21 protein-coding genes and 1 pseudogene are annotated in these 24,034 nt (G+C 38.8%); 10 read left to right on the top strand and 12 right to left on the bottom strand.

Going from position 1 to position 24,034, the window contains the following annotated elements:
- Nucleotides 1-29 precede the first annotated feature (29 nt).
- The 10 genes from LW139_RS04220 to erpA all read right to left on the bottom strand — a co-directional run bounded on the left by LW139_RS04220 (nucleotide 30) and on the right by erpA (nucleotide 9,641).
- The gene (locus LW139_RS04220; protein WP_167395470.1) at nucleotides 30-821 is read right to left on the bottom strand and encodes a hypothetical protein; all 792 of its coding nucleotides are present in this window, start codon (nucleotides 819-821) and stop codon (nucleotides 30-32) included.
- Nucleotides 821-1,090, bottom strand: coding sequence for a PAAR domain-containing protein (locus tag LW139_RS04215; RefSeq protein WP_247850658.1), 270 nt, complete (start codon nucleotides 1,088-1,090; stop codon nucleotides 821-823). Before LW139_RS04215 ends, LW139_RS04220 begins: the two co-directional genes overlap by 1 nt.
- The gene (locus LW139_RS04210) at nucleotides 1,083-2,009 is read right to left on the bottom strand and encodes a hypothetical protein (RefSeq protein ID WP_247850657.1); all 927 of its coding nucleotides are present in this window, start codon (nucleotides 2,007-2,009) and stop codon (nucleotides 1,083-1,085) included. The genes LW139_RS04215 and LW139_RS04210 overlap by 8 nt, the downstream gene beginning before the upstream one ends.
- A gap of 23 nt (nucleotides 2,010-2,032) precedes the next feature.
- On the bottom strand, nucleotides 2,033-2,302 hold the full coding sequence (locus LW139_RS04205) for a PAAR domain-containing protein (protein ID WP_227336939.1): 270 nt from the start codon (nucleotides 2,300-2,302) through the stop codon (nucleotides 2,033-2,035).
- A gap of 24 nt (nucleotides 2,303-2,326) precedes the next feature.
- Nucleotides 2,327-3,115, bottom strand: a complete 789-nt coding sequence (locus LW139_RS04200; RefSeq protein WP_166539544.1) for a hypothetical protein — start codon at nucleotides 3,113-3,115, stop codon at nucleotides 2,327-2,329.
- Nucleotides 3,096-5,009, bottom strand: coding sequence for a lipase family protein (locus LW139_RS04195; RefSeq protein ID WP_247850655.1), 1,914 nt, complete (start codon nucleotides 5,007-5,009; stop codon nucleotides 3,096-3,098). Before LW139_RS04195 ends, LW139_RS04200 begins: the two co-directional genes overlap by 20 nt.
- The gene (locus tag LW139_RS04190; RefSeq protein WP_247850654.1) at nucleotides 5,010-5,807 is read right to left on the bottom strand and encodes a DUF4123 domain-containing protein; all 798 of its coding nucleotides are present in this window, start codon (nucleotides 5,805-5,807) and stop codon (nucleotides 5,010-5,012) included. It lies immediately after the preceding gene.
- Nucleotides 5,807-7,933 carry a type VI secretion system Vgr family protein gene (locus LW139_RS04185; protein ID WP_247850653.1) on the bottom strand — a complete coding sequence of 709 codons (2,127 nt, stop codon included), beginning with the start codon at nucleotides 7,931-7,933 and terminating at the stop codon, nucleotides 5,807-5,809. Before LW139_RS04185 ends, LW139_RS04190 begins: the two co-directional genes overlap by 1 nt.
- 99 nt (nucleotides 7,934-8,032) lie before the next feature.
- Nucleotides 8,033-8,551 (bottom strand): Hcp family type VI secretion system effector, encoded by a 519-nt coding sequence (locus LW139_RS04180; RefSeq protein WP_036933014.1) that lies wholly within the window; start codon nucleotides 8,549-8,551, stop codon nucleotides 8,033-8,035.
- Nucleotides 8,552-9,296: 745 nt separating this feature from the next.
- Nucleotides 9,297-9,641: an iron-sulfur cluster insertion protein ErpA gene (gene erpA / locus LW139_RS04175; RefSeq protein WP_006534944.1), complete on the bottom strand. Its 345-nt coding sequence runs from the start codon at nucleotides 9,639-9,641 to the stop codon at nucleotides 9,297-9,299.
- A gap of 275 nt (nucleotides 9,642-9,916) precedes the next feature.
- Between erpA and hemL the strand changes: the two genes are divergently transcribed.
- On the top strand, nucleotides 9,917-11,203 hold the full coding sequence (gene hemL / locus LW139_RS04170; protein WP_109407918.1) for a glutamate-1-semialdehyde 2,1-aminomutase: 1,287 nt from the start codon (nucleotides 9,917-9,919) through the stop codon (nucleotides 11,201-11,203).
- A 92-nt stretch (nucleotides 11,204-11,295) separates the two neighbouring features.
- Here hemL and mrcB read toward each other — a convergent pair.
- Nucleotides 11,296-13,614 (bottom strand): annotated as a pseudogene (gene mrcB / locus LW139_RS04165) (bifunctional glycosyl transferase/transpeptidase); the annotation flags it as partial.
- A 116-nt stretch (nucleotides 13,615-13,730) separates the two neighbouring features.
- Entirely contained in the window at nucleotides 13,731-16,163 is a 2,433-nt protein-coding gene (hrpB, locus tag LW139_RS04160) for an ATP-dependent helicase HrpB (protein ID WP_247851202.1), read from the bottom strand.
- A gap of 85 nt (nucleotides 16,164-16,248) precedes the next feature.
- Here hrpB and sfsA point away from each other — a divergent pair, with 85 nt between their 5' ends.
- From sfsA to LW139_RS04115, 9 genes are all read left to right on the top strand, one after another.
- Nucleotides 16,249-16,959: a DNA/RNA nuclease SfsA gene (sfsA, locus tag LW139_RS04155; RefSeq protein ID WP_247850650.1), complete on the top strand. Its 711-nt coding sequence runs from the start codon at nucleotides 16,249-16,251 to the stop codon at nucleotides 16,957-16,959.
- Between the two features lie 196 nt (nucleotides 16,960-17,155).
- Nucleotides 17,156-17,611: an RNA polymerase-binding protein DksA gene (dksA, locus tag LW139_RS04150; RefSeq protein WP_023580786.1), complete on the top strand. Its 456-nt coding sequence runs from the start codon at nucleotides 17,156-17,158 to the stop codon at nucleotides 17,609-17,611.
- Nucleotides 17,612-17,665: 54 nt separating this feature from the next.
- Nucleotides 17,666-18,577, top strand: coding sequence for a tRNA glutamyl-Q(34) synthetase GluQRS (gene gluQRS / locus LW139_RS04145; RefSeq protein WP_227336467.1), 912 nt, complete (start codon nucleotides 17,666-17,668; stop codon nucleotides 18,575-18,577).
- Nucleotides 18,578-18,887: 310 nt separating this feature from the next.
- The gene (gene pcnB, locus LW139_RS04140; protein ID WP_241254075.1) at nucleotides 18,888-20,225 is read left to right on the top strand and encodes a polynucleotide adenylyltransferase PcnB; all 1,338 of its coding nucleotides are present in this window, start codon (nucleotides 18,888-18,890) and stop codon (nucleotides 20,223-20,225) included.
- Complete coding sequence (gene folK / locus LW139_RS04135) at nucleotides 20,218-20,712, top strand: 2-amino-4-hydroxy-6-hydroxymethyldihydropteridine diphosphokinase (RefSeq protein ID WP_247850649.1); 495 nt, start codon at nucleotides 20,218-20,220, stop codon at nucleotides 20,710-20,712. Before pcnB ends, folK begins: the two co-directional genes overlap by 8 nt.
- Before the next feature lie 362 nt (nucleotides 20,713-21,074).
- Complete coding sequence (panB, locus tag LW139_RS04130; protein WP_247850648.1) at nucleotides 21,075-21,866, top strand: 3-methyl-2-oxobutanoate hydroxymethyltransferase; 792 nt, start codon at nucleotides 21,075-21,077, stop codon at nucleotides 21,864-21,866.
- Between the two features lie 43 nt (nucleotides 21,867-21,909).
- Nucleotides 21,910-22,761: a pantoate--beta-alanine ligase gene (gene panC, locus LW139_RS04125; RefSeq protein ID WP_166539534.1), complete on the top strand. Its 852-nt coding sequence runs from the start codon at nucleotides 21,910-21,912 to the stop codon at nucleotides 22,759-22,761.
- Between the two features lie 32 nt (nucleotides 22,762-22,793).
- The gene (gene panD / locus LW139_RS04120) at nucleotides 22,794-23,174 is read left to right on the top strand and encodes an aspartate 1-decarboxylase (RefSeq protein ID WP_036932765.1); all 381 of its coding nucleotides are present in this window, start codon (nucleotides 22,794-22,796) and stop codon (nucleotides 23,172-23,174) included.
- A gap of 226 nt (nucleotides 23,175-23,400) precedes the next feature.
- The gene (locus tag LW139_RS04115) at nucleotides 23,401-24,033 is read left to right on the top strand and encodes a response regulator transcription factor (RefSeq protein WP_166539533.1); all 633 of its coding nucleotides are present in this window, start codon (nucleotides 23,401-23,403) and stop codon (nucleotides 24,031-24,033) included.
- Nucleotide 24,034: the final 1 nt, after the last annotated feature.

Here is a 24,034-nt window from a genome sequence, read left to right as displayed (position 1 = left end):
GCATGTTTTCAACATTTTAATTTATAGAATCATGATTGAATTAGAGATAATAACTTTTTATAATTTGGTTTTGACTCATTATTAACTTCTTTTGTACTATCAGAGTAATAAAATGTTCGTTGGATACCTTTTGTTTTACGCTCTGCAGGATATTCAGAATAAACGGTCACATCAGTATGTATAATTGGCCTCCAAGTAATTTCTTTAGCACCACGTGATTTATAATAAAAATATAGTTTTTCTCCATATAGCCACAAAATATTTCCTTTATCATTTTCATATTGTTTATTGACCCAAGGAAAATAATGAGAAGAAATATAAAAATCACCTTCTTTATTAATAGGTTTTTCGCCTATTCTTTGAGGCTGATTATTATCAAATATAATAATAACTCCAGCACCTACTACATCAATGATACTATTAGAAAAATATTCATTGTTTTTTAAATTTAGATTTAAAGTAATGTTACTTAATTGCCAATCACATTTCCCACCTCCTCTATAAGGGATTACTGCACTATATAATGAACTATTACCTTCTTTTTCTAACAAAACCATTTCACTATTAAAACCAGAAACAGTATATGTAGGCACTTCATTATTATTATATGTTTTTCGGCAAAGATTTGAACGGTACATAACCTTCATCGGTGAAAGTTCCGCAACATCGGGTACGTCGACGGTAATTTTTACTGTTCTACCATTTTCAGGAGGGGAGAATGTCCTGTCTATTTGGGGTGTTAATATATTACAGCCAGTTAAAAGTAACCCCATCACCGCGATAGATAAAAGAAATAGCTTATCGATAACGTATTTATTCATTATTCTATTGCCACTAATACACAACCCTTTAAACAGCCGCATTGCACTTTATACCCCTCTAACGCGACGGGAATAGTGTTTATTTTCATCATGGTATCCCCCTCAATAATTTTGCCTTTTTGCTGACAAGCAGGGCAATAGACTTCATCGCCTAAACAGGCAATTTCATGCGTTTGCTTTGCTAATAAAGAACCGCTTAATACGGTTCCTTTAGTATTGGTGGTATCATTTTTTAAAATGATTTTTCGTCCTTGGATTGTGCTACGCATTTTTTACTTTCTTTTTATCGATTTCGGCTAAAATACGACTTATTTGTTGTTCAAAATCAGCAGGGAGTGGGTTTTTATTAAACCAAAATAGCGGTTTTCTTCGACTATAATTAGTCTGGCTAATTGCATCTCGACCTTCTTTCATGAACGTATTAATAAAAGTCACAAAATGCTTATTTTCAGCCGTTCTACTCACTAAAAGACCTGTTGAGTATGAAATATTGGGTTTAAAATAGCCTTCTATTAATTTTCCTGTTTTTTTATCAAGACAATAAAGTTTTAAGAACATTAATGTACCCGCATAACCAAATTCCGCATCACAATAACGCGTTACTAATAACTGTTTGGAATTCCAGACATAAAGAATTTGCCGTTTTCTATCTACTTTTAATACCACCCAAGGCATATAGAAAATAATCAGCCCCATTAATATCATTCCAATTAATGGCATAGAAAATAATGCAAGATCTTGATAGATGGCATTTTTTGTTCCTTGATAAAAATCACCAGAATAATACGCTTTTAGGTAATCCCAATAAGTAACTTTTTGGTTAAAATATGGCTTGTATGCATCATATATTTCTTTCCAACTATTGCTAACTACTGAATATTCTTTATCATAATCTTTCTCATATATTTTCACACTTTCTTCAAATCTTATTGTTCCATAATAAATTCGTTCACATTTATCATGTAATAAGTAAATAAAACTAAAAAAAAGTACAATAAAAATGGGAATAGCCATATTCTTGATAATATTTCTATTAGGAGAATCAATTTCACATTCATCTTCATTCAATTCATTTAAAAAATCAAAGTCTTTTAACTTAACACTTGAGTTATAATTATCATTATCTTCCTTAAAAAGATTCATTTCTATCTTATGAGGATTATTTGTACCACTAAATAAACTTGCCATTATCTTTCCATAAAAATGATTAATTACTCAATAGCTACTAATACACAACCCTTTAAACAACCGCATTGCACTTTATGTCCTTCTAACGCGACAGGGATATTGTTTATTTTCATCATAGTATCCCCTTCTATTATTTTGCCTTTTTGCTGACAAGCAGGGCAATAGACTTCATCACCTAAACAGGCAATTTCATGTGTTTGCTTTGCTAATAAAGAACCGCTTAATACGGTTCCTTTTGTATTGTTGGTATCATTTTTTAATATAATTTTTCGTCCTTGAATTATGCTACATATTTTTTCTATTTTTAATTTTAAAAATTATTCTTTAATTAAGGAAAGTAATTTTTTATAATCTGGCTTTCCATCTCTATTTGATTTTTTTGTGCCATCTGGATAAGAATATATTGTACTTATGCCTTCAGTTCTACGCTCTGCTGGGTATTCAGAGTAAACGACTATATCGCTATGAATGATGGGTTTCCAGGTGATTTTCTGAGCATCGCGAGATTTATAATAAAGATAAAGCTCTTCGCCATATAACCATAAGCTAATGTTCTTATCATTTTTAAAAGGTGTATCAATCCAAGGAAAATAATCAGATATAATATCAAAATCACCTTTTTTATTAACAGGTTTCTTTCCTATTCGTTGAGGTTGATTATTATCAAAAATGATAATAACACCACTTCCTACTATCTTGTTAATATCTTTATAAAAATTATCATTATGTTTTAATGCCATTCTTAACGTGACATTACTTAATTGCCAATCACATTTCCCACCTCCTCTATAAGGGATTTCTGCACTATATAATGAGCTATTACCTTCTTTTCCTAACAAAACTATCTCACTATTAAAACCAGAAACAGTATATGTAGGCACTTCATTATTATTATATGTTTTTCGGCAAAGATTTGAACGGTACATAACCTTCATCGGTGAAAGTTCCGCAACATCGGGTACGTCGACGGTAATTTTTACTGTTCTACCATTTTCAGGAGGGGAGAATGTCCTGTCTATTTGGGGTGTTAATATATTACAACTAGTTAAAAATAGTACTGCAACGCCAAAGATAAAAATAGGATATTTATTGATTAAATATTTCATGTGTTTGTTCCTTAAATTGCATTAGCATATCCATTTCTTTAGGATTTGATTGCATTGGAATAAGAGAATTATTCATACTTTGTTGTAAATCTAAAAAATATAAATTACGCTGCCTATCTATTTCTAAAGTTCGCTTTTTATAAGGGTTAGGATTGATAATATCAACCTTTTTATCTAAAGCAATTTTAAATAATTCTCGTGATTGTAAACGTTGTGGTGTTTTAGCACTATCTACTAATTCTAAAAGTTGATCATGCAAGAAAGGTAAATAACCTCTTCCCATATAATGATCTGTTACACTGGTTCCACCATTACTTTCTGGATTTTTTTGTTCAGGGAAAAGATTATTTTTATCATTTTCATTTAAGTTACTCATAAATTCTTGTTGTAGATTCATTGAGTCATTCAGTGCCAATTTATCTATCTCAGGAACAATATAAAGCTTGGTACTATTATTTTTAGAATAACTGAATCGCCATGTATTTGTAGCAGTAGGTACCTTTTCTTCATAATTTTCAATTAAGTTATATGCTTCATAAAAAAGAATGGGATTACCATGATGTAAATAATATTCTCCATATTGAGTGATAGCTTTCTGTCCCAATAAATCAATAATTGATGTAATACCACCTATGATATTGCCCAAATACCCATAGATATTAAATAACCAATTATCTAGACTTGCCTCTGGTGGTACCCTAGGCACAATATCGTTATTATTAATATGGCGATAATGAGTAAACTTAGGTAACTGCTCAAGCGCAGAAATCGTAAATAATCTAGGAGCACCATAAGTATAAAGTAACGGTGTATTTTTATGTAATTCAGTGGCATGAGCTAAAGCTAATGCTCCCCCTAAACTGTGACCACAGATAAATAATCTTTTTCCTTTTGATTTTTTCTTCATTTCATCAAAATCACTAGGAAAGAAATTTTTCCCTAATTGATAAGCGTCTAAAAAACCTTTATGCATTTTGCCATTTAGATTAAATTCTGGAGCGTGGGTTTTAATATCTTTCGCTCGATAGGTAAAATCATCAACCCAATCAGTTCCCTCCTGAGATCCTCTCCAAGCAACAATGAATTGTTCTTTATTTTGAACATAAAACAGTTGGGTACTTCCTTCGGCTTTAGAACCATGCTTTATTTTATCTTCAGTATCTAAAAAAACCACTTTGTCATAACGTTCTTCAAAAGGCACATCGATAACAATAGCGGGGTATTGAGCATTAATTTCTTTCTCCCTGACGACAGGATAACGACTTAAATCCAAGCATTGTCGTTCAAAAAAACAACTTATTGAGTTAGCATTACCAATATTATTATCTTTATAGGAAAGTTGGCTTAAAATTCCTAAATTATAAGCATTAATCATAGAATATTGTTCAGTATGATGAAGAATCAAAGACCAAGCCCTAAATGGGCAAATTTCAATTACTGTTGTGGTATTAAACTTAGAAATCGGGATCCCTTGAAAAGCTTCATCTTTAGGAAAATGATAAAAAGGATATTCATCCTGATACCCTTTATTATCAATATCAATTTGATCTCTGCATAAAGCACCAATTGTTGTATAGCGGTAAGTATATTTTTTTGCCTCTGCTTCCGCTTTAATAATGGAATTATTTTCTCCTCTAAGTAGCCTTAATTTTCGTGTGCTCATTTCCTTTATTAAAGCTTGAGTATCTAACTTTAAGATAATAGGGAAACCAGCCAATTCCTCTTCCCTAATGATCCCATTCGCTTTTACTATTCCTTTTCTTGGTTTTTTCATCGGACCAAAAGCCTGATATAATTCATATTCGATATTCAATATGGGGTTATTAAGCTCATCCACAAGATGAATTTCAATCCATTTTTCCCCACAGGCAATACAATCCGTTTTATCCGTCATTTATAGTTCTTCCTTGTTAATTAATTTTATATTTAATAAATGATTTAATAAATTTTTATCAGTCAAATAAGCGATGTCTGTATTTTTTAACTTCTCATTAGAAACCCATTTGTAGATAATGTCCCTTATATTATTCTCTCTCGAAAAAAGTGAATAAGCGAGATCACCATTTTCCTCCCAAAAATCAAGAATAAGGTTCTCAACAACTAAATTAGTTGCATATAGTGAATTACGCCAAGCCTCTAGTAAATAGAAAGGAAGTATGTATTTTAATGGGAAATCGTGTTTTTTGCTTTTTAATATATCGTTAGGACATTCAAAAAATAAGCTCTCTTTATTAACTGGAATAAAGATATCATTAATGGGATACATTAATGATAGCCAATCTTCTTTTTTTAGGTTAGGTAAGAATATTTCAGCAATACGAGGATCAAAGATCCTTAAATGCACCAACTCATTATCTACTGTAACCATTTGATAATATTGCCAATGCTTAATTTGTTCTTTCCAATTTAAGTGACTGTGATATGCCCATCCCCAGTATTTATCTTCTAATGGGCATTCATCTAACTCTTTTGCTAAATGATAAAGGGATATTGATTTAATTTTAATTAACCAAGGACTTATTTCCGTTAAATGATCAAGTCCAGTACCTCGATATAAAGGAATAGCTTCATCTACCCAATTATGACTATAAAACCGTTTAATAGAATCAGATGTAGGTGATGTATTAATAAAGAAATATATATCTCCCTTTGAAATATTACTCACCCACTGTGTCCATGTTAAGGATGTCATTATTCTTCTTCCTTTGGTGGTTTTATGAATAAACTACCTGCTTCGTTCGCAGTTAAAGCACAATACTTCTTAATTGCATAAGGGGGTTGTTCAAAAGGTATAACGCCATCTGGAAGCTGAATAATTGGAGATTGTCCCGTACCTGGGCCACTAGAGCCGATATCTAAATTACCAGAAGTAAAAATTGCATTTGGTGTAAGACGAATAAAACTACTTCCTACTTTTAGGGTAATTTCTGTTCCGGCTTCAAGAATAATTTTTCCACCACTTTTAAAACTGGTTTCCATACCACTTTCGACAATTAATTCATCATCAATTTTGCTATGTTTTGCGCCTTTAATTTGTAATGAAACATCACCTTCAATTAAGGATTTTTGTGTTCCTTTCATAATAAGGTGATCGTCACCGGCAATTTCAGTAAAACGTTGGTTATCGATACGGTGCTTGAAATTATGCTGTGTATGCCAATGACTATCATGTTGCACATGAATATTTAAATCCCTCTGCGCATGTAAATACACTTCTTCGCGTCCGCCTGCATCCTCAAATCGCAGTTCATTAAATCCTGTGCCTTTATGCGTCTTGGTACGAAATGTAGTTCGGGTTTTTTCTTTGGGTAAATCAAGTGGGGGAGCATTACGACCGTTATAGGTGCAACCGGTGATAATTGGTCTATCAATATCGCCATTTAAATAAGACACAATCACCTCTTGTCCAATGCGAGGGATCGCCATAAATCCGAAGCCATCACCATTCCAACCCTGTGCCACTCGCAACCAACACGAGCCACTATGATCAGGCTTTCCGCGTCTATCCCAATGAAAATAAACTTTTACCGCACCTTGTTCATTGGTGTAAATCTCCTCACCTTCAGGGCCAACGACTGTCGCCAACTCATCACCATCCGCCAGCGGTTTATAATGAAAAGGCGGTCGCCATTCCTGCGTACCGGGAATAAAAGTGACATTATTTGAAAGTTGAGTTCCCTCACCGCCACCGTTATCCGCAGAGGGCTGTACGCCATGATGCGAAACGCTGATCACCTGCCAACGCGAATTCATACGCGCACTTGGGTGATGGGTTAAGGTAAACACTTTGCCCGGCATTAACGCAAAACAGTTAGTGCTTGCTGAGCCTGTTTGACGATAATTTTGAGATTGCTCATAGCGCAATTGATTTAGCGGCTGCGCTTCTGCCTCTTCTTGAAAACGGCCATAGCTTTCAAAAACAGGGTGTTGTTGATGGACGTCACCCGTTGTGTTTTGTGATAACGGGTAAGAAGGACGTATTGGGTTATAATCTTTGTCAATACGCACATCACTGCATAAACGTTCGGTATAGCGCCATGTGGTGGCAGTGGTATCCGTAATATCGGTTTCTGCTTGTGGGTTATACGTCAGCGTGATCCCCGCCGTCATACCTAAATGATTGTCGCTATAAAACAGTTTTGGCCCTTCTTCAAACCAAAAATTGATCCCTTCTTCAAACGCTAAACGACACCAGAAGGCATAAGCGGATTCGCGCTTTTGCGTGATATAGCGGCGAGTTTGATGCAGTTCAGGTTGATAAAATTGGTTGTCATATTTGATATGCGCTTCATCTAGCAATTGCTGAAGAATTTGAGGTACCGTTTTATGTTGGAAAATACGGCTATCTTGATTAAGCGTCATCACCCACATTTCAGGGCGAATAACAAATTGATACCACGTTTTAACGCCGTCGGTGTTGCCTTGTTCAGCACTCGCCAGTAAGCCTTGAACCGTGCGGATTGTTTTACCGTCACGACTGACAGTTAATGATGAAGCCACACCTAATTGGTTGGCAAAATCAATATCACGTTGCTCACTCACCGCGTGTATCGAAAGCGTGAAAAGCTCTGATAATCCTTCGTTTAAATCAAACTGAGTGACTTGAAAAGTGCTTTTAGGTAAATCGCCAATTTGGCAAGTAAACACTAACCCTGTATGAAGTAATCCCTTTCCTAGGGTGTCGAGTAATTCGCTGTATTTTTTAATGCGAGCTTGCTGTTCAGAGAATGTCATCCCTATTTCAAAAGGGCGAGATGATGCCGGATCATCTAATACCAAACGAGGTTTAGGGGTATTGTTAGCGTCATTCGTTGACATAAAAGCTCCCATTTAAATGTGACAAACACGCAATAAAAAAGACAAAAAATGCAGAGAACAATGGGCTCATGACAGAGCCCATAAATAAAGTGTGAAGAATTAACCTTCGAGTGGCGCACGCCAGTCGTCAGAGCCTGATGTCCCTGCAACGGTGTGTTCCCAATCAATTTTGCGATAAGAAAGAGACACTTCGATCAGTTGAGTGAAGTCAGACTTAGTCGGATCTTGGCAATGTGGCATTTGGCAATCGATATTCACGATGGTGGCATCAGTTAATGTGGTGGTGAAGAAATGCTCTTGCTTCCCTTCAACCGAGGTGCGATACCATTTTAATGTGATTTTTGGCAACATTTCGCCCGAGGCTAATGCGTTATACAGCAGAGGAACCGCTTTGTTTAACGCCACCGTAAAACGGAAAGGTTTATGCGCACGTTGACCTGAAGGCTGACCTGATTGTGGGTCAGTGGGCACAGTCACTACATGAGAGAATGCTTGCACCAGCATTTCATCTTCGTGGCCTTGAACATAAATATTTCCTACTGATTCAGCCGTAAATGCACCCGCAGTAATATTGCCTTGGGTTTTTCCTTCAATGGAGATATAGCAGGGAGTTGGCATGGCAAGTCCTTAATTAACTATCAGTTATTGTTTCTCAACAAAACTATTATTGTTGATGTCCTTTTCAAAAAATCAGCCAGTGCGCACCGCGATTTGATTAGAGTAGCTTAAGTAATTTTAAGGGGAAGTAAAGGGGGTGACGGAAAAGAAGGACGTTGTATCCTCGTAGGATAAGTGACTTAGCGTAAAATAATTGTTCACACGTTATTTACTGCTTTCGTTTCTTAAAATAAGTGTATTTACTTATACAATTACCTTTCGTAAATGTCCGAAATCTCGCTAAAGCCAGTCAGTTCTAATGTACATGGATTTTTAATATGTAACAAAGTGTGTATTTTGTTTCAATTTGTAACAATGTTGATTTATAAGGAAAAAATAACCCTATTTTCAAAATAATAAGCAAACTACGATTTTTATTCTCAAAGGACAAAAAATCCGCACCTAAAATTTAGCGTATCGCAGAAGATATATTTAAATAGAGGAAAAAATATCACCCATAGAGTGATTTTATGAAATAAGCTCAGAAAGAATAAATAACGAAAAGAAGAGAAGAGAAGAGAAGAGAAGAGAAGAGAAGATAAGAAAAGAGTAACCAATAAACTCTCACAAACAAAAGTCGTGAGCGAGCAAGCAGTGCAACAAGGCAGACAGCGCACAGTAAGCGGAGCATACATTAGTATGTGAGCATTACGAGCACTGCTCTAACGCCGTGGCACTACTGCACAGCCACGACGCCAAAGAAGGATCAGATACTGAAAGAGGAACCGCAACCACACGTACTCTTAGCATTAGGATTCGTCACAATAAAACGCGACCCCTCCAATCCCTCAGTATAATCCACACAGCCGCCCACTAAATACTGCAAACTCATCGGATCAACCACTAAGGCAACGCCTTGTTTTTCTATGGTCATATCACCTTCATTCATTGCATCATCAAAGGTAAAACCATACTGGAATCCGCTACAACCGCCGCCCGTGATATAAACACGTAAACGCAGATTTGGATTTTCTTCATCCGCAATCAAATCTTTTACTTTATTTGCAGCCGCGTCAGTAAATTGTAACGGCAGAGCCATATCATCACTCATTGTTCACTCCAGACTGGGTATTCCAGCAAAAAAACAGCCAGCAAAAATTTATATTTCTTGCTGATATAATGTGATGATTATCTAATACCTGCTCATAACCTTCAAGTTTGTTGTGGACAAAATACACTTTTTGCTACCTATCGCTTTTTACGATAAATCACGCACCCACAATAACAGTGATAAATCAAAATGTTGTTGTCGTGTATTTGGCTTCATCTGCGTGGTGCTTTAGAATACGCCTTAATCTTACGCTCACCCATCATTAGGAGTCTGACATGAGCAAGTCTGAAACGCTTTATAATCTCGCACAACAAGTGATCCCCGGCGGTGTCAACTCACCTGTTAGAGCATTTAACGGTGTAGGTGGAACCCCTCTTTTTATTGAACGTGCTAATGGTGCGTATATTTATGATGTTGATGGACGAGCTTACCTTGACTATGTCGGCTCATGGGGACCGATGGTTTTAGGTCACAACCACCCTTCCATTCGTCATGCTGTTACTGACGCGGTACAAAAAGGCCTAAGCTTTGGCGCACCAACGGCTGCTGAAGTTGAAATGGCAAACCTAGTCACTGAACTGGTACCTTCTATGGACATGGTTCGCATGGTGAACTCAGGTACAGAAGCGACAATGAGCGCTATTCGCCTTGCTCGTGGTTACACGGGTCGTGACAAAATCATTAAATTTGAAGGTTGCTACCACGGTCATGCAGATTGCCTATTAGTTAAAGCGGGCTCTGGCGCGCTAACGATGGGACAACCAAATTCACCAGGTGTACCCGCTGATTTTGTAAAACACACCTTAACCTGTACTTACAACGATTTAAATTCTGTACGCCAAGCATTTGAAAATTACCCTGAAGAAGTCGCTTGTATCATTGTTGAGCCTGTTGCGGGCAATATGAACTGCGTACCACCAAAAGCAGACTTCTTACCGGGCTTACGTGCATTATGTGATGAGTTTGGTGCATTGCTGATTATTGATGAAGTTATGACTGGCTTTCGCGTGGCATTAGGTGGCGCACAAGCTTATTACGATGTTGATCCTGATTTAACATGCTTAGGTAAAATCATTGGTGGCGGTATGCCAGTGGGTGCATTTGGTGGACATATGGAAGTGATGTCTAAACTCGCACCAATTGGTCCTGTTTATCAAGCAGGTACTTTATCAGGCAACCCAATTGCAATGGCAGCAGGTCTTGCGTGTTTACACGAAGTATCACAACCCGGTGTTCATCAAACATTAAATGAACTAACAACAATGCTGGCTGATGGTTTACTTGAAAAAGCACAACAAGCGGGCATTCCAATGGTTATAAACCATGTTGGCGGGATGTTTGGTCTGTTCTTTACGGATGCAAAAGAAGTCACTTGCTATCAAGATGTGATGAACTGCGATGTTGAACGCTTTAAACAATTCTTCCATTTAATGCTAGAAAAACGTGTCTACCTTGCACCTTCTGCATTTGAAGCAGGCTTTATGTCTATTGCTCACACTAAAGAAGATATTCAACGCACTATTGATGCAGCGGAATATGCTTTTGCTCAGATGAAGGGCTAATATTCGATTCGTTTTTTAATAAAAATAAGATGCGAATAAACAAAAAACGGCACTTATGTGCCGTTTTTATTTTAGCTAATCTATGTGATTACTTACTCAGAAAACAAATCTTGTAACCATTTCGGGGCGCCACTTTCATCAGTATCTTGCTGAACAGGTGTGCACAATCCATCTGGATTTGCTGTCCATACAGGTAGTGTACGAACACCACCACCATAACAAGCAAAGTTACCTTGAGCATCAACAGACATCTCTGCGATATCTTCTGGCACTGGTGGATTTAATTTCAGCGGTGCTTGATTCTCTAAATAATTACGATACAGCAACAATGCCCCTGTTGAACCCGTTAAGTTTGTTGGGCCATTATTATCACGCCCCATCCATGCGATGGTGACTTCTTTGCCATCAATTCCCGCAAACCAGCTATCACGCAAATCGTTAGTGGTACCGGTTTTACCTGCAAGGTTGTAATTACCAAATTTTGGTTTTAATACGCGCCATGCTGTCCCTGAATTAACCACTTGTTGCATACCAAATAACGTCATATAAGCCGCTTGAGGCGAAACCGTCGTTTCAGCTTGAGGATAACTTTGGTAAAGCACAGTACCATCTTGAGTAATAACCGAACGTAATGACGATATTTTTGCTCTGTTACCTAAACTACCAATTGTTTGGAAAGTTTGAGCGACTTCCATTGGTGTTAAGTTTAACGCCCCAAGAAGCATCGCTGGTACTTTTTCCAGATTCTCCGCAGGTGCTCCCAAGTTAATCCATGTTTTGATCACATGGTCTAATCCCACTTCTAAACCAAGATTTACTGTAGGTATATTACGTGAGGTTGCTAACGCATCCACCAGCATTAATTTGCCTTTATAACCACGATCGTAGTTACGAGGTTGCCAAGGTTTGCCTCCTGGAATAGGCACAGAAATAGGTTCATCCGCAAGCCATGTATTTAAGCGAAAACGTTCTGGCTCACTTAATGCCGTTAAGTAGGTAGCAGGTTTAGCTAAAGAACCAATTGAACGACGAGCTGATAATGCACGGTTAAAGCCTGCATATTGTGGTTGAGATCCCCCCACTAAAGCTCGAACTTCACCACTTAAGCGATCCACAACAACCATCGCCCCTTCAAGATCGTCAATTTTACGAACTTTACGGATATCCGCGACACCCACTTCAACCGCTTTTTCAGCCGCATCTTGTGAGACTGGATCTAATGTGGTGAAAATTTTTGTACCTGATAAATCTTTTACTTTATCGCCTAAAGTTGTTTGTAACTCTTGGCGAACCAGTTGCATAAATGCAGGTTGAGGTGTTAACGCTTCACTGCGAGGTTTTACACCTAAAGGACGTGCACTTAATACGTTATAAAGCTCTTGGTCGATTATTTCTTGGGTTTGCAGTAGTTTTAATACCACATTACGACGCTCTAATGCTGCCTTTGGATTACGCCATGGATTATAAGCAGATGCACCTTTTACCATACCCACTAAAAGTGCTTGCTGATCAAGGCTTAATTCATCAACGGGGCGACCAAAATAGTAGAGGCTAGCTAAAGGAAAACCTCTAATTTGTTCATCACCACTTTGTCCTAAAAAGACTTCATTAAGATACAGCTCAAGAATGCGATCTTTGCTATAACTCGCATCCATAATAATTGCCATATAGGCTTCATTTAGCTTTCTTTTTAACGTTCTTTCGTTAGTCAAAAACAGGTTTTTCACTAGCTGTTGCGTTAAAGTACTACCGCCTTGAACCGCTTTACCTGCCGTAAAGTTTGCTAATACCGCACGGCCAATAGAATAAAAGCTGATACCGTCATGCTCATAGAAACGACGATCTTCTGTTGCAATTAATGTATCCACTAATAATTGTGGGAATTTATCTCTTGCTAAGAATAAACGTTGTTCACCATTGGCAGATTGCATCATGGTAATTAATTTAGGATCGAGACGGAAAAAACCAAACTGACGCTGATTTCCCATATTTGTAATGCTAACGAGAGAATTTTGCTCAAAAGTCAACTTAGCCAAAATTTGCTCTTCACGGCCATCAGGGAAATCAAAAGGTCGGCGCAACATCTCAATCGTGTTGCCTCTTACTACAAATTCGCCGGGACGTGTGATTTTGTTGACATTACGATATTGCATGCCTTCAAGTAAGCTCACCATCTCTTTTTGGCTATAATTCATGCCCGGTTCTAAGTTAACGGTACGTCCGTAAACAGCCGCTGGCAATTCCCAAACATTGCCATCAAGGCGCTCTTTGATTTGAGAATGTAAATAAACACCATAAATGCCCATTAAAACCGCAACTACAACCGCAATTTTGACAAATAACCAAAACCAAAAACGACCTCTTTTGGCTTGTTTTGCTGGTCTTTTCTTTCTACTCATGAACTGTATCTCTCATTAAAACCCCTTTATCACGGGATAAAGAAGCCTAACATTGTCGCTATTTTTCTGTGTGATCACACAAGAAAGCTCTCAAATATAAATAACACTAGGGTAAAACTTACATTTATTTATTGGCTATATTTTTTTACTCGCCGTGTAGGTGCAGTATTCGCGGGTGAATCAGGCCACAAATGTTTTGGATAACGCCCTTTCATCTCTTTTTGCACCTCTTTATAACTTCCAACCCAAAACGTTGCTAAGTCTTGTGTTTTTTGAATAGGTCGATGAGCTGGCGATAATAACTCCATTACAACGGGTAACTGGCCATTCGCTACAATAGGGCTTTGTTTCTCACCATAAACTTCTTGAATGCGGATAGCGATCACCGGTGGTAACTCTAAATCATATTGGATCGCCACTTTTGTACCAGTTGGCGCTAAATAATGCGTTGGAAATAAACTTTGTAGCAACTGATTTTCATGCCACGTTAATTGGTTTTTAATAATTGTATTAATATCAATTTGTTGTAATGCTTTTAATGTCTGAATTTCACCCAACTCGGGCAATAGCCATGTATCTAAAGTTTCAAGTAATACAGATCCATCTAAATCAGGTAATAAGGCTTCTGGACACCATTTTTTCGCTAAAGAAAGCCGTATAAAAAGCTGTTGAGTCTCTTCATTAAGTGCCAAAGCATTTAAACCGTTATCTCTCAGCCAATTCAATAATGCTTGTTGCATTTGTTGTTTATTGGGTTTGTCTAATTGACGCTGGCTTAAGGTTAGTCGCCCTAATTGACGTTGTTGCCAAGTGATTAACGTACCGCGTTTTTCATCCCATTCAACCGTGGTATTCTCTTCAATAAGTTCAGAAAAGGTCGTTGATATTTCATCGATATCAATCGGTAGTGCTAATAAAATACGCACATCGGCATAATGCGCATTTTGTAGTAATAATGGTGCTAAGATCCACGGTGTATCACTCATTGAGTGCGAATGTTCCATCATGGCACCTTGCCCATTTGCTAAACGAAAACGACCTTTATTATCACGATTTTTAGCAATCCTATCAGGAAATCCAACCGCTAATAATAAACCTAACAATTCAGGGCAAAACGTCCCTTTCCGGTGTTGAGAAAGCTGTTTTTCACGTCGTGTCCAGAAGGTGTTTTTTTGTTGAGCAATCCACTCCAGATTAATTTCTTGTCCTCGGGGCGGCTCTTCTAAGATTGCACATAAGCGTGCTGCCGTCGCAAGATGATTGTCACTTTGCTCACTTGCATAATCTAAGATCGCAGCGAGTCGAGGCTCTATGCCCCATTGAGCCATGCGCAAACCACGCGGTGTTAATCCATCATACTTATCAATGGCGCCTAAACGATACAATAAATCTTTAGCTGCATTCAATGCTTGTGACGAAGGTGTATCTAGCCAGTTCAACTGGTTAATATCGCGACATCCCCATTGCAATACGGAAAGCCATAATGAGGATAAATCGCTACTTAAAATTTCGGGTACTTGATGAGAGGCAATTCGTTGTGATTGTTCTTGGCTCATTAAATGCCAGCAAATTCCAGTTTCAAGGCGACCCGCACGCCCTGCTCTTTGTGTTTGTGATGATTGACTAATTCGCTGGCGTAGCAAGCTGGTGACACCACTTTTTAAATCAAACTGAGCGCGTTTCTCAATCGTACTATCCAATACAAGGCGAATACCTTCAATTGTTAAGCTGGTTTCTGCGATATTGGTCGCAAGTACCACTTTTCGATAACCTCTTTCTGTAGGTTCAATCGCTTTTTGCTGCTCTGCTAATGACAACGCCCCATACAGTGGAAATAGCAGCACATGTTTATCCACTTTATCTTTTAGTATTTCAGTAACACGCATAATCTCTGCGCTACCCGGCAAGAATATCAACATGGAGCCAGTTTCTTGCGCCAATAACCGCAAAGCCATGGTGGCAATTTCTTGTTCAAAAGGTTGATGCGTATTGATAGGAGAATAAACTCTTTCGACTGGGTAACTGCGCCCTTGAGCGCTGATCATTGGTGCTTTAGGTAATAATGTCGTGAGTTTTTGATTATCTAAGGTTGCTGACATAATCAAAACACGCAAATCATCGCGTAATCCCATTTGAACATCGAGTAATAGAGCTAGAGCTAAATCAGCCTGTAAACTGCGTTCATGAAACTCATCTAATATCACAAGGCTTACGCCTGTCAGTTCTGGATCTTGCTGTAACATGCGGTTTAATACACCTTCTGTTACCACTTCAAGTCGAGTGTGCTGGCTCACCTTGCTTTCTGCTTTCATACGATAACCTATCGTATGACCCACATCTTCATTAAGCTGACTTGCTAAACGATAAGCAATGCTTTTAGCGGCAATTCGTCTTGGCTCTAATAAAATTATTTTGCCGTCAAAAAAATTTTGCTCAAGTAAATAGAGAGGAAGCGCTGTTGATTTACCTGCACCTGTTGGCGCATGAAGTAAGACTTGTGGGAATTGTTTTAACGCAGTAACGATATTTTCCGTTACCTCAAAGATTGGCAATAAATGCACACAGGCTCCATGACTCATTAACTTTCTCGGCTTGGCATTGTAGCATTAGCGCTTTATTAAAGATCGTATTTTCATCGGAGTTGTCATGAAATTTGAGCAACCGCTACAATCTGCCACTTTACTAAAACGGTATAAGCGTTTTTTAGCAGACGTTGTTACCCCAAATGGGGAAGAATTCACGCTTCATTGCGCCAACACAGGAGCAATGACAGGATGTGCGACTCCCGGTGATACGGTTTGGTATTCCACATCTTCAAATGCAAAAAGAAAATACCCCCACAGTTGGGAGCTTACACAGACTCAAACTGATGATTGGATTTGTGTAAATACATTAAGAGCGAACGGTATTGTTGCAGATGCCATTGAAGCGGGTGATATTCCAGAATTATCTGAATATGAAGAGATAAAACGAGAAGTCAAATATGGGAATGAGAATAGCCGTATTGACATTTTACTTAAATCAAATCATAAAGTTGACTGCTATATTGAAGTGAAGTCAGTCACATTGTTAGATAACGGAATGGGTTATTTTCCTGATGCAAAAACTCAACGCGGCCAGAAACATCTTCGAGAGTTGACGGCTATCGCAAAATTGGGTTTAAGGGCTGTCTTATTCTACGCAGTTCCCCATACTGGCATTACGGAAGTGACTGTTGCTAAAGAGATTGACCCTGACTATGCTTCATTGCTAAAAGAAGCGCATGACGCAGGGGTTGAAATCTTGTGTTATCGCATCAATATTAGTGAATACAATTTAACAATTGGACAGCAATTACCTTTTATTTCAAATGGTTAATTGATTTTCATGGCTTTAGTTAATCATTTTTTAACTAAAAAGGGACATTTACTTGCGTGCCTTCACACCATGAGAAAACTTATTAAAGGAATAATTGCTATCCTCGCGGGCATCTGCTATTTATAGCGCCCTATTTTTTCCCCTTCCTGTTTTGAAGGTGGGGATTATTCAGAAATGCGTATGTAGGAGAAGCATTATGCAAGAAGGGCAAAAGCGTAAAACATCGTCCATGAGCATTCTCGCTATTGCTGGCGTTGAGCCATATCAGGAAAAAGCGGGCGAAGAGTACATGAACGAAGCCCAATTAGCGCATTTTAAGCTAATACTTGAATCTTGGCGCAATCAGCTCAGGGATGAAGTCAACCGCACCGTTACTCATATGCAAGATGAGGCGGCAAACTTCCCCGATCCCGTTGACCGTGCTGCACAAGAAGAAGAATTCAGTCTTGAGCTGCGTAACCGTGATCGTGAACGTAAACTCATTAAGAAAATCGAGAAAACACTGAAAAAAGTTGAAGATGATGACTTCGGCTTCTGTGAATCTTGTGGCGTTGAAATCGGCATCCGCCGTTTAGAAGCTCGCCCTACCGCCGATTTATGTATCGACTGTAAAACATTAGCTGAAATCCGTGAAAAGCAGATGGCTGGCTAATTGATGAGCCAACGCCTCAACCTGATACGTTGAGGCGTTTATCTGAATCTTTCGATGCACGAGATTACAGACTATATTGGGCGTTTTGCGCCATCACCAACGGGTCAACTTCATTTTGGCTCATTGGTTACTGCACTTGGTAGTTATCTTCAAGCTCGCGCACACCACGGGCGTTGGCTCCTTCGCATCGATGATATTGACCCTCTTAGAGAACCCCCCGGCACGGCATCCTTAATTATTCGCACATTAGAGCGTTATGGATTGTTTTGGGATGGTGATATCCTTTATCAATCACAACGCCATGATGCTTATCATGAAATACTGTCTGCACTTTGGCGAGAAGGTGTCTGCTACCACTGCCAGTGTAGCCGCCATCGTTTACATGATTTGGGTGGTGTATATGATAATCATTGTCGTCACCACGCTCCATTAGCGAATAGCGATACACCTTTTGATAAAAACAGTGCATGGCGATTGATCCAGCAACACCCTGTTTATCATTTTGAAGATATGATCCAAGGTACTTATTATTCTAAAAGTACATCTATCGTACTAGAAGATATGATTATTCACAGAAAAAATAACTTATTTGCGTATAATCTAGTGACGGTGATTGATGATAGTTATCAAGGTGTGACCGAAGTGGTGAGAGGTGCTGATCTACTTGATCCCACATTGCGACAAATCAGTTTACATAAACAACTGAATTTACCTATTCCGCGTTATGCTCATTTGCCTTTAGCAATAAATCATGACGGTAATAAATTATCGAAGCAAAATCACGCGCATGCGTTGCCAGATTCGGATCCAAGGCCCGTCATTATCGATGCTTTACAATTTCTTAATCAGCCGATTATTGCTGGCTGGCAGGATTATTCGTTAGCATCATTGTTAGAGATTGCGACTGCACAGTGGTCACCTTCTGAGATTTTAAAACAAAATCATCAGCAACAAGGATACGAATAAACCACACAAAGCATTCTCAAAAAATGTTCAGTAGGCTATGATTAGCCGCTTAATTTTTTTAATTATTAGAATTTATTATTCGAGGTGTCATATTTTTAATCGAGTAGCACATTTCTGCCGTAATCTGCTAGGGCGACAAACAACGTCATCAGACACACAACCGGTAGCAAGTGAAAGGCCAGTCACAACTGCATCTGACCGACCAATACAAGAAACACAGAAACCTGTGCGTCGGCGTCCTGCTATATCCGCAGACCGTCCCCGTAAGAAAAAGAGTAATAAAGAAAAGGCGAACGGGAGTGATTTGCCAATGACAGTGATCCCAAGAGATCAACACCCAATTTCACGTAAAGACATCAGTGACAATGCATTAAAAGTGCTTTATCGCCTAAATAATTCTGGTTTTCAAGCTTATTTAGTCGGTGGTGGTGTCCGTGACTTATTACTGGGAAAAAAACCAAAAGATTTTGATATTGCCACAAATGCAACCCCTGAGGATGTACGTCGATTATTCCGCAACAGTCGTTTAGTCGGTCGTCGTTTCCGCCTTGCACATATCATGTTTGGCCCTGAAGTGATTGAAGTGGCTACTTTCCGTGGCTCTCATGAAGATCATGAAATTTCAGACAACAACCAATCACAGCAAGCACAAAGCGGCATGTTACTGCGCGACAATATTTTTGGCTCCATTGAAGAAGATGCCATTCGTCGTGACTTTACATTAAACAGCCTTTATTACGGTGTTGATGATTTTGCTGTACGTGATTACGTTGGCGGTTTAGCGGATCTTAAAGCAGGCATTATTCGTTTAATTGGCGATCCTGAAACGCGTTATCGCGAAGATCCCGTTAGAATGTTAAGAGCCATTCGCTTTGCCAGCAAATTGGATATGCAAATTGCACCTGAAACAGCAGAACCAATTAGCAGACTCGCCCCTTTATTACGTAATATTCCATCGGCTCGCCTTTTTGAAGAGTCACTAAAATTATTACAAACAGGGCAAGGCTATAAAACATACAAACTCATGTGTCGCCATCAGTTGCTTGAGCCGTTGTTCCCGTTAGTAGCATCAAAAATGACAGAACAACATGATACGCCGATGGAGAGAATGCTGGATCAAGTTCTCAAAAATACAGACTATCGTATTAATAAAGATATGCGTGTTAATCCGGCATTCTTATTTGCGGCAATGTTGTGGTATCCATTAATCGAACATGCAGAGAAATTAGTCCAAGAAAGTGGTCTTTCTTACTATGATTCTTTCGCTATGGCGATGAATGATATTTTAGATGAACAATGTCGTACGATTGCAATTCCAAAACGTATTACCACCATGATGCGTGATATCTGGCAATTACAGCAACGTTTACCTAAACGCCAAGGTCGTCGTGCCAATAAACTGCTTGAGCACCCTAAATTCCGTGCAGCGTTCGACTTACTGGAATTACGTGCCAATGTACAACGTAATCCAGAACTTGAAGCGTTAGCGAGTTGGTGGGCAGATTTCCAAGCCTCTAACAATACACAACAACGCTCAATGGTCTCAGAATTAGGTCAAGCACCGGTTCGTAGACGCCCTCGTCCACGTAAGCGTCCTCGCCACCCAAGTGCAAAGCCAGCATCAAGACAAGAGAACAATAATGAGTAAACAGACAAAACGTGTTTATATCATTTTAGGTAGCAATTTGAATTCACCTGAAGATCAGGTAAATTCAGCAATTAAAGCAATCAGTGAGATCCCACAAACCACACTGATTGCTCAATCTTCCTGGTATCGTACTCGCCCTATGGGGCCACAAGATCAACCAGATTTTCTTAATGTTGCCGTTGCTGTCGATACAACTTTGGCGCCAGAAACCTTGCTTGATAACACTCAATCGATTGAATTAGCACAAGGTCGAGTTAGAAAAGAAGGTAACCGCTGGGGCCCTAGAACGCTAGATCTCGATATCATGTTATTTGGTGATGACGTGATCCAAACTGAGCGTTTAACCGTGCCTCATTACGGGCTAAAAGTCCGTGAATTTATGCTCTACCCATTAGCTGAATTAGCACCAGACCTTCGCTTTCCTGATGGTGAGTTATTAGCAGATAGATTAGCTTTAGTGCCTGAAAATGGCATGGAAAAGTGGTGATACCACGTAAATCCTCTATTAAAGCTAAAGGTTGATACTGTAAAAAATAAACACGGTATCAGCCTCTATCTCACGGCTACACATTCACTGTATTATAACCCCATCTTTATGACCTCCTCGCTATTTGAGTGATTGTCGCTTTATCCCTACCAATAACCAATTGATATATATAACTTTATCTTATTAATTGTTCTTTTTTATTGCTCACTTAATTACTTTTTCTTCGTTTTTAGCCCTTAAATGCTACAATCGAAAGCGGCTTTATATTGATGATTTAAAAATCTTCTTAATAAACAAATAATTATGTGAAGCATTTTATTTTATCTGCACACAAAAAACCAACAATGATGGAGTTTGTTATAATGAAACCCACAACGCTTTCAACACTAAATCGCTATAAGCAAGAAAAGAAAAAATTCGCTACGATCACCGCTTATGATGCAAGTTTTGCTCGCCTTTTCGCACAAGAGGGTATTCAGGCCATGCTTATTGGTGATTCATTGGGAATGACGCTACAAGGCCATAGCAGTACATTACCGGTTACGGTTGAACAAATCGCTTATCACACACGTTGTGTTAGAGCTGGTGCGCCGAACGCTTTTTTAATTGCTGATATGCCATTTATGTCTTATTCAACCCCAGAACAAGCTTGCCTTACTGCTGGTATTTTGATGCAAGCAGGTGCGAATATGATAAAAATCGAAGGAGGAAGTTGGCTAATTCCTACTGTTAAAATGCTGACAGAACGTGCAGTTCCCGTCTGTGTTCATTTAGGATTAACACCTCAATCTGTTAACGTATTTGGTGGCTATAAAGTTCAGGGAAGAGAGAGCGATGCGGCAGAGCAATTAAAGCAAGATGCTATCGCCCTTGAAGAGGCTGGTGCGCAACTGACTGTATTAGAATGTGTTCCAGTGGCTCTCGCAAAAGCGATTACAGACGCGCTAACGATGCCAGTTATTGGTATCGGTGCTGGGAATGTTACTGATGGACAAATTCTTGTTATGCATGATTTATTAGGCCTGACACCTCAAGCACCTAAGTTCTCAAAAGATTTTTTACAAGAGGCCGGCTCACTAAAAGGAGCTGTTAGCCTTTATGTTCAGCAAGTAGAACAAGGCCTATTTCCACAAGAACAACATTCATTTAACTGATTTATCATTTCAATTTATAAACATCGTTTAAAGGAGTCACGCCGTGCTAATTATTGAAACTACGCTTATCTTACGCAGAGAAATCAAGCGATTAAAGCAAGAAGGTAAACGCATTGCATTGGTTCCAACAATGGGTAATCTTCATGAAGGCCACCTGAAATTAATTGAAGAAGCCCGTCTTCATGCAGATGTGGTTATCACATCTATTTTTGTTAACCCACTTCAATTTGATAGAGAAGCGGACTTAGCAAATTATCCTCGCACCTTACAAGAAGATTGCGAATTACTCCGCGATAAAAATGTCGATATTATTTTCGCTCCTTCAGCGAAAGAGATGTATCCACATGGCATGGAAAACCAAACAACGGTTGATGTGCCTGTACTTTCTACAGTATTGGAGGGTGCAAGCCGTCCTGGTCATTTCCGTGGTGTTACAACGGTTGTTAGTAAGCTCTTTAATCTTGTACAACCTGATATTGCGATGTTTGGTGAAAAAGATTTCCAACAACTGCAAATTATCAAGAAGATGGTAAGTGATTTATGTATGGATATCAGCATCGTTCCTGTTGCTATTGTACGTGACAAAAATGGGTTAGCGCTAAGTTCACGTAATCGCCTATTATCTGACAAAGAAAAACAGCAAGCCCCTGCACTTTATCAAGCAATGCAAGAAATTGCTGAACAATTAAAGTCAGGCAACCATGATGTTAATCAGCTACTTCAAAATGCAAAAAATACCTTAGAGCAACAAGGTTTTCGTGCTGATGAGTGTTTTATTTGTGATGCAGATACACTCACGCCATTAACGGAAGAAAGTCGCCACGCGGTTATTTTAATGGCTGTATGGCTAGGTAATACTCGCCTTATTGATAACCAGCAGGTTAATCTTATTTAATACTCATCATTAGAAAAATAGGAAACACAACAATGCTACGCACTATGTTACAAGGCAAACTTCATCGCGTAAAAGTGACACAAGCCGATCTTCATTATGAAGGCTCTTGCGCGATTGATCAGGATTTTATGGATGCCGCTGGTATTCTGGAAAATGAAGCGATTGATATTTATAACGTAGATAATGGTGAACGCTTTTCAACTTACGCAATTTGTGCGGAAAGAGGCTCACGAATTATTTCAGTCAATGGTGCAGCTGCGCGTAAAGCCGCCGTTGGCGATCGCTTAATTATTTGCTCTTATGTGCAAATTCCTGATAGTGATGCGCGTAGCCATAAACCCAATATTGCGTATTTTGAAGACAACAATGAAATGAAGCGCATAGCCAAAGCTGTACCGGTTCAAGTTGCTTAATTAATAAAATATTACCCATTTCCCATAGGCAGAGGTTCCCTGCTTATGGGAAACAAGAACAATAAACAACCTATTGTTATTATCTGCTTGTCACGATTCACCTTGTGAAAAACGAGATATAAGATTCAAAACCGGGTTTCTTCTCCGTTTTTCCTCGCTTATCTTCCTGTAGCTTGTTATAAATCAGATAAGTATTATCTGACTACTCTCTGACTAATAAAAAATTATGATAAAAGTTGCTTTAGTAGATGATCACATTGTTGTGCGCTCTGGTTTTGCACAACTCCTCATGCTAGAACCCGATATTCACATTGTGGGTGAGTATTCTAATGGGCAAGAAGCATGGCCTTATTTAGCGCATGATGATATTGATGTTGCCGTCATGGATCTCTCTATGCCGGGTGAAAGTGGTTTACAACTACAGAGCCGTTTAAAACAAAAACGTCCAGATTTTCGCACGATCATTTTAAGTATTTATGATACCCCAGCCTTTGTTCAAAGCGCACTTGATTCAGGTGCTCGTGGTTATTTAACAAAGCGTTGTGGCCCTGAAGAATTAGTGCAAGCAGTACGCGCTGTACATCAAGGTGGCTGTTATCTTTGCTCTGATGCTATGAAAGCATTACGACATACCCCTGAGAAAGAAGATGCTTTGCATACATTAACGCCCCGTGAAAGAGAAATTTTCAACCTTTTAGTCCAAGGCGTTAATGTCAAAACAATTGCTGTACAACTTAATCTTAGCCATAAAACTGTACACGTTCATCGTGCTAATGTACTGGGTAAATTAGACTGTGAAACAACCATCGATTTAGTCCACTTCGCCTTAAAAAATCAGTTGATCACAGGATCGCTGTAAC

Source organism: Proteus vulgaris, from assembly GCF_023100685.1.
GTDB lineage: Bacteria > Pseudomonadota > Gammaproteobacteria > Enterobacterales > Enterobacteriaceae > Proteus.
Note: the sequence above shows the minus strand (reverse complement) of the source record. Positions and strands in the feature narration are given on the sequence as shown.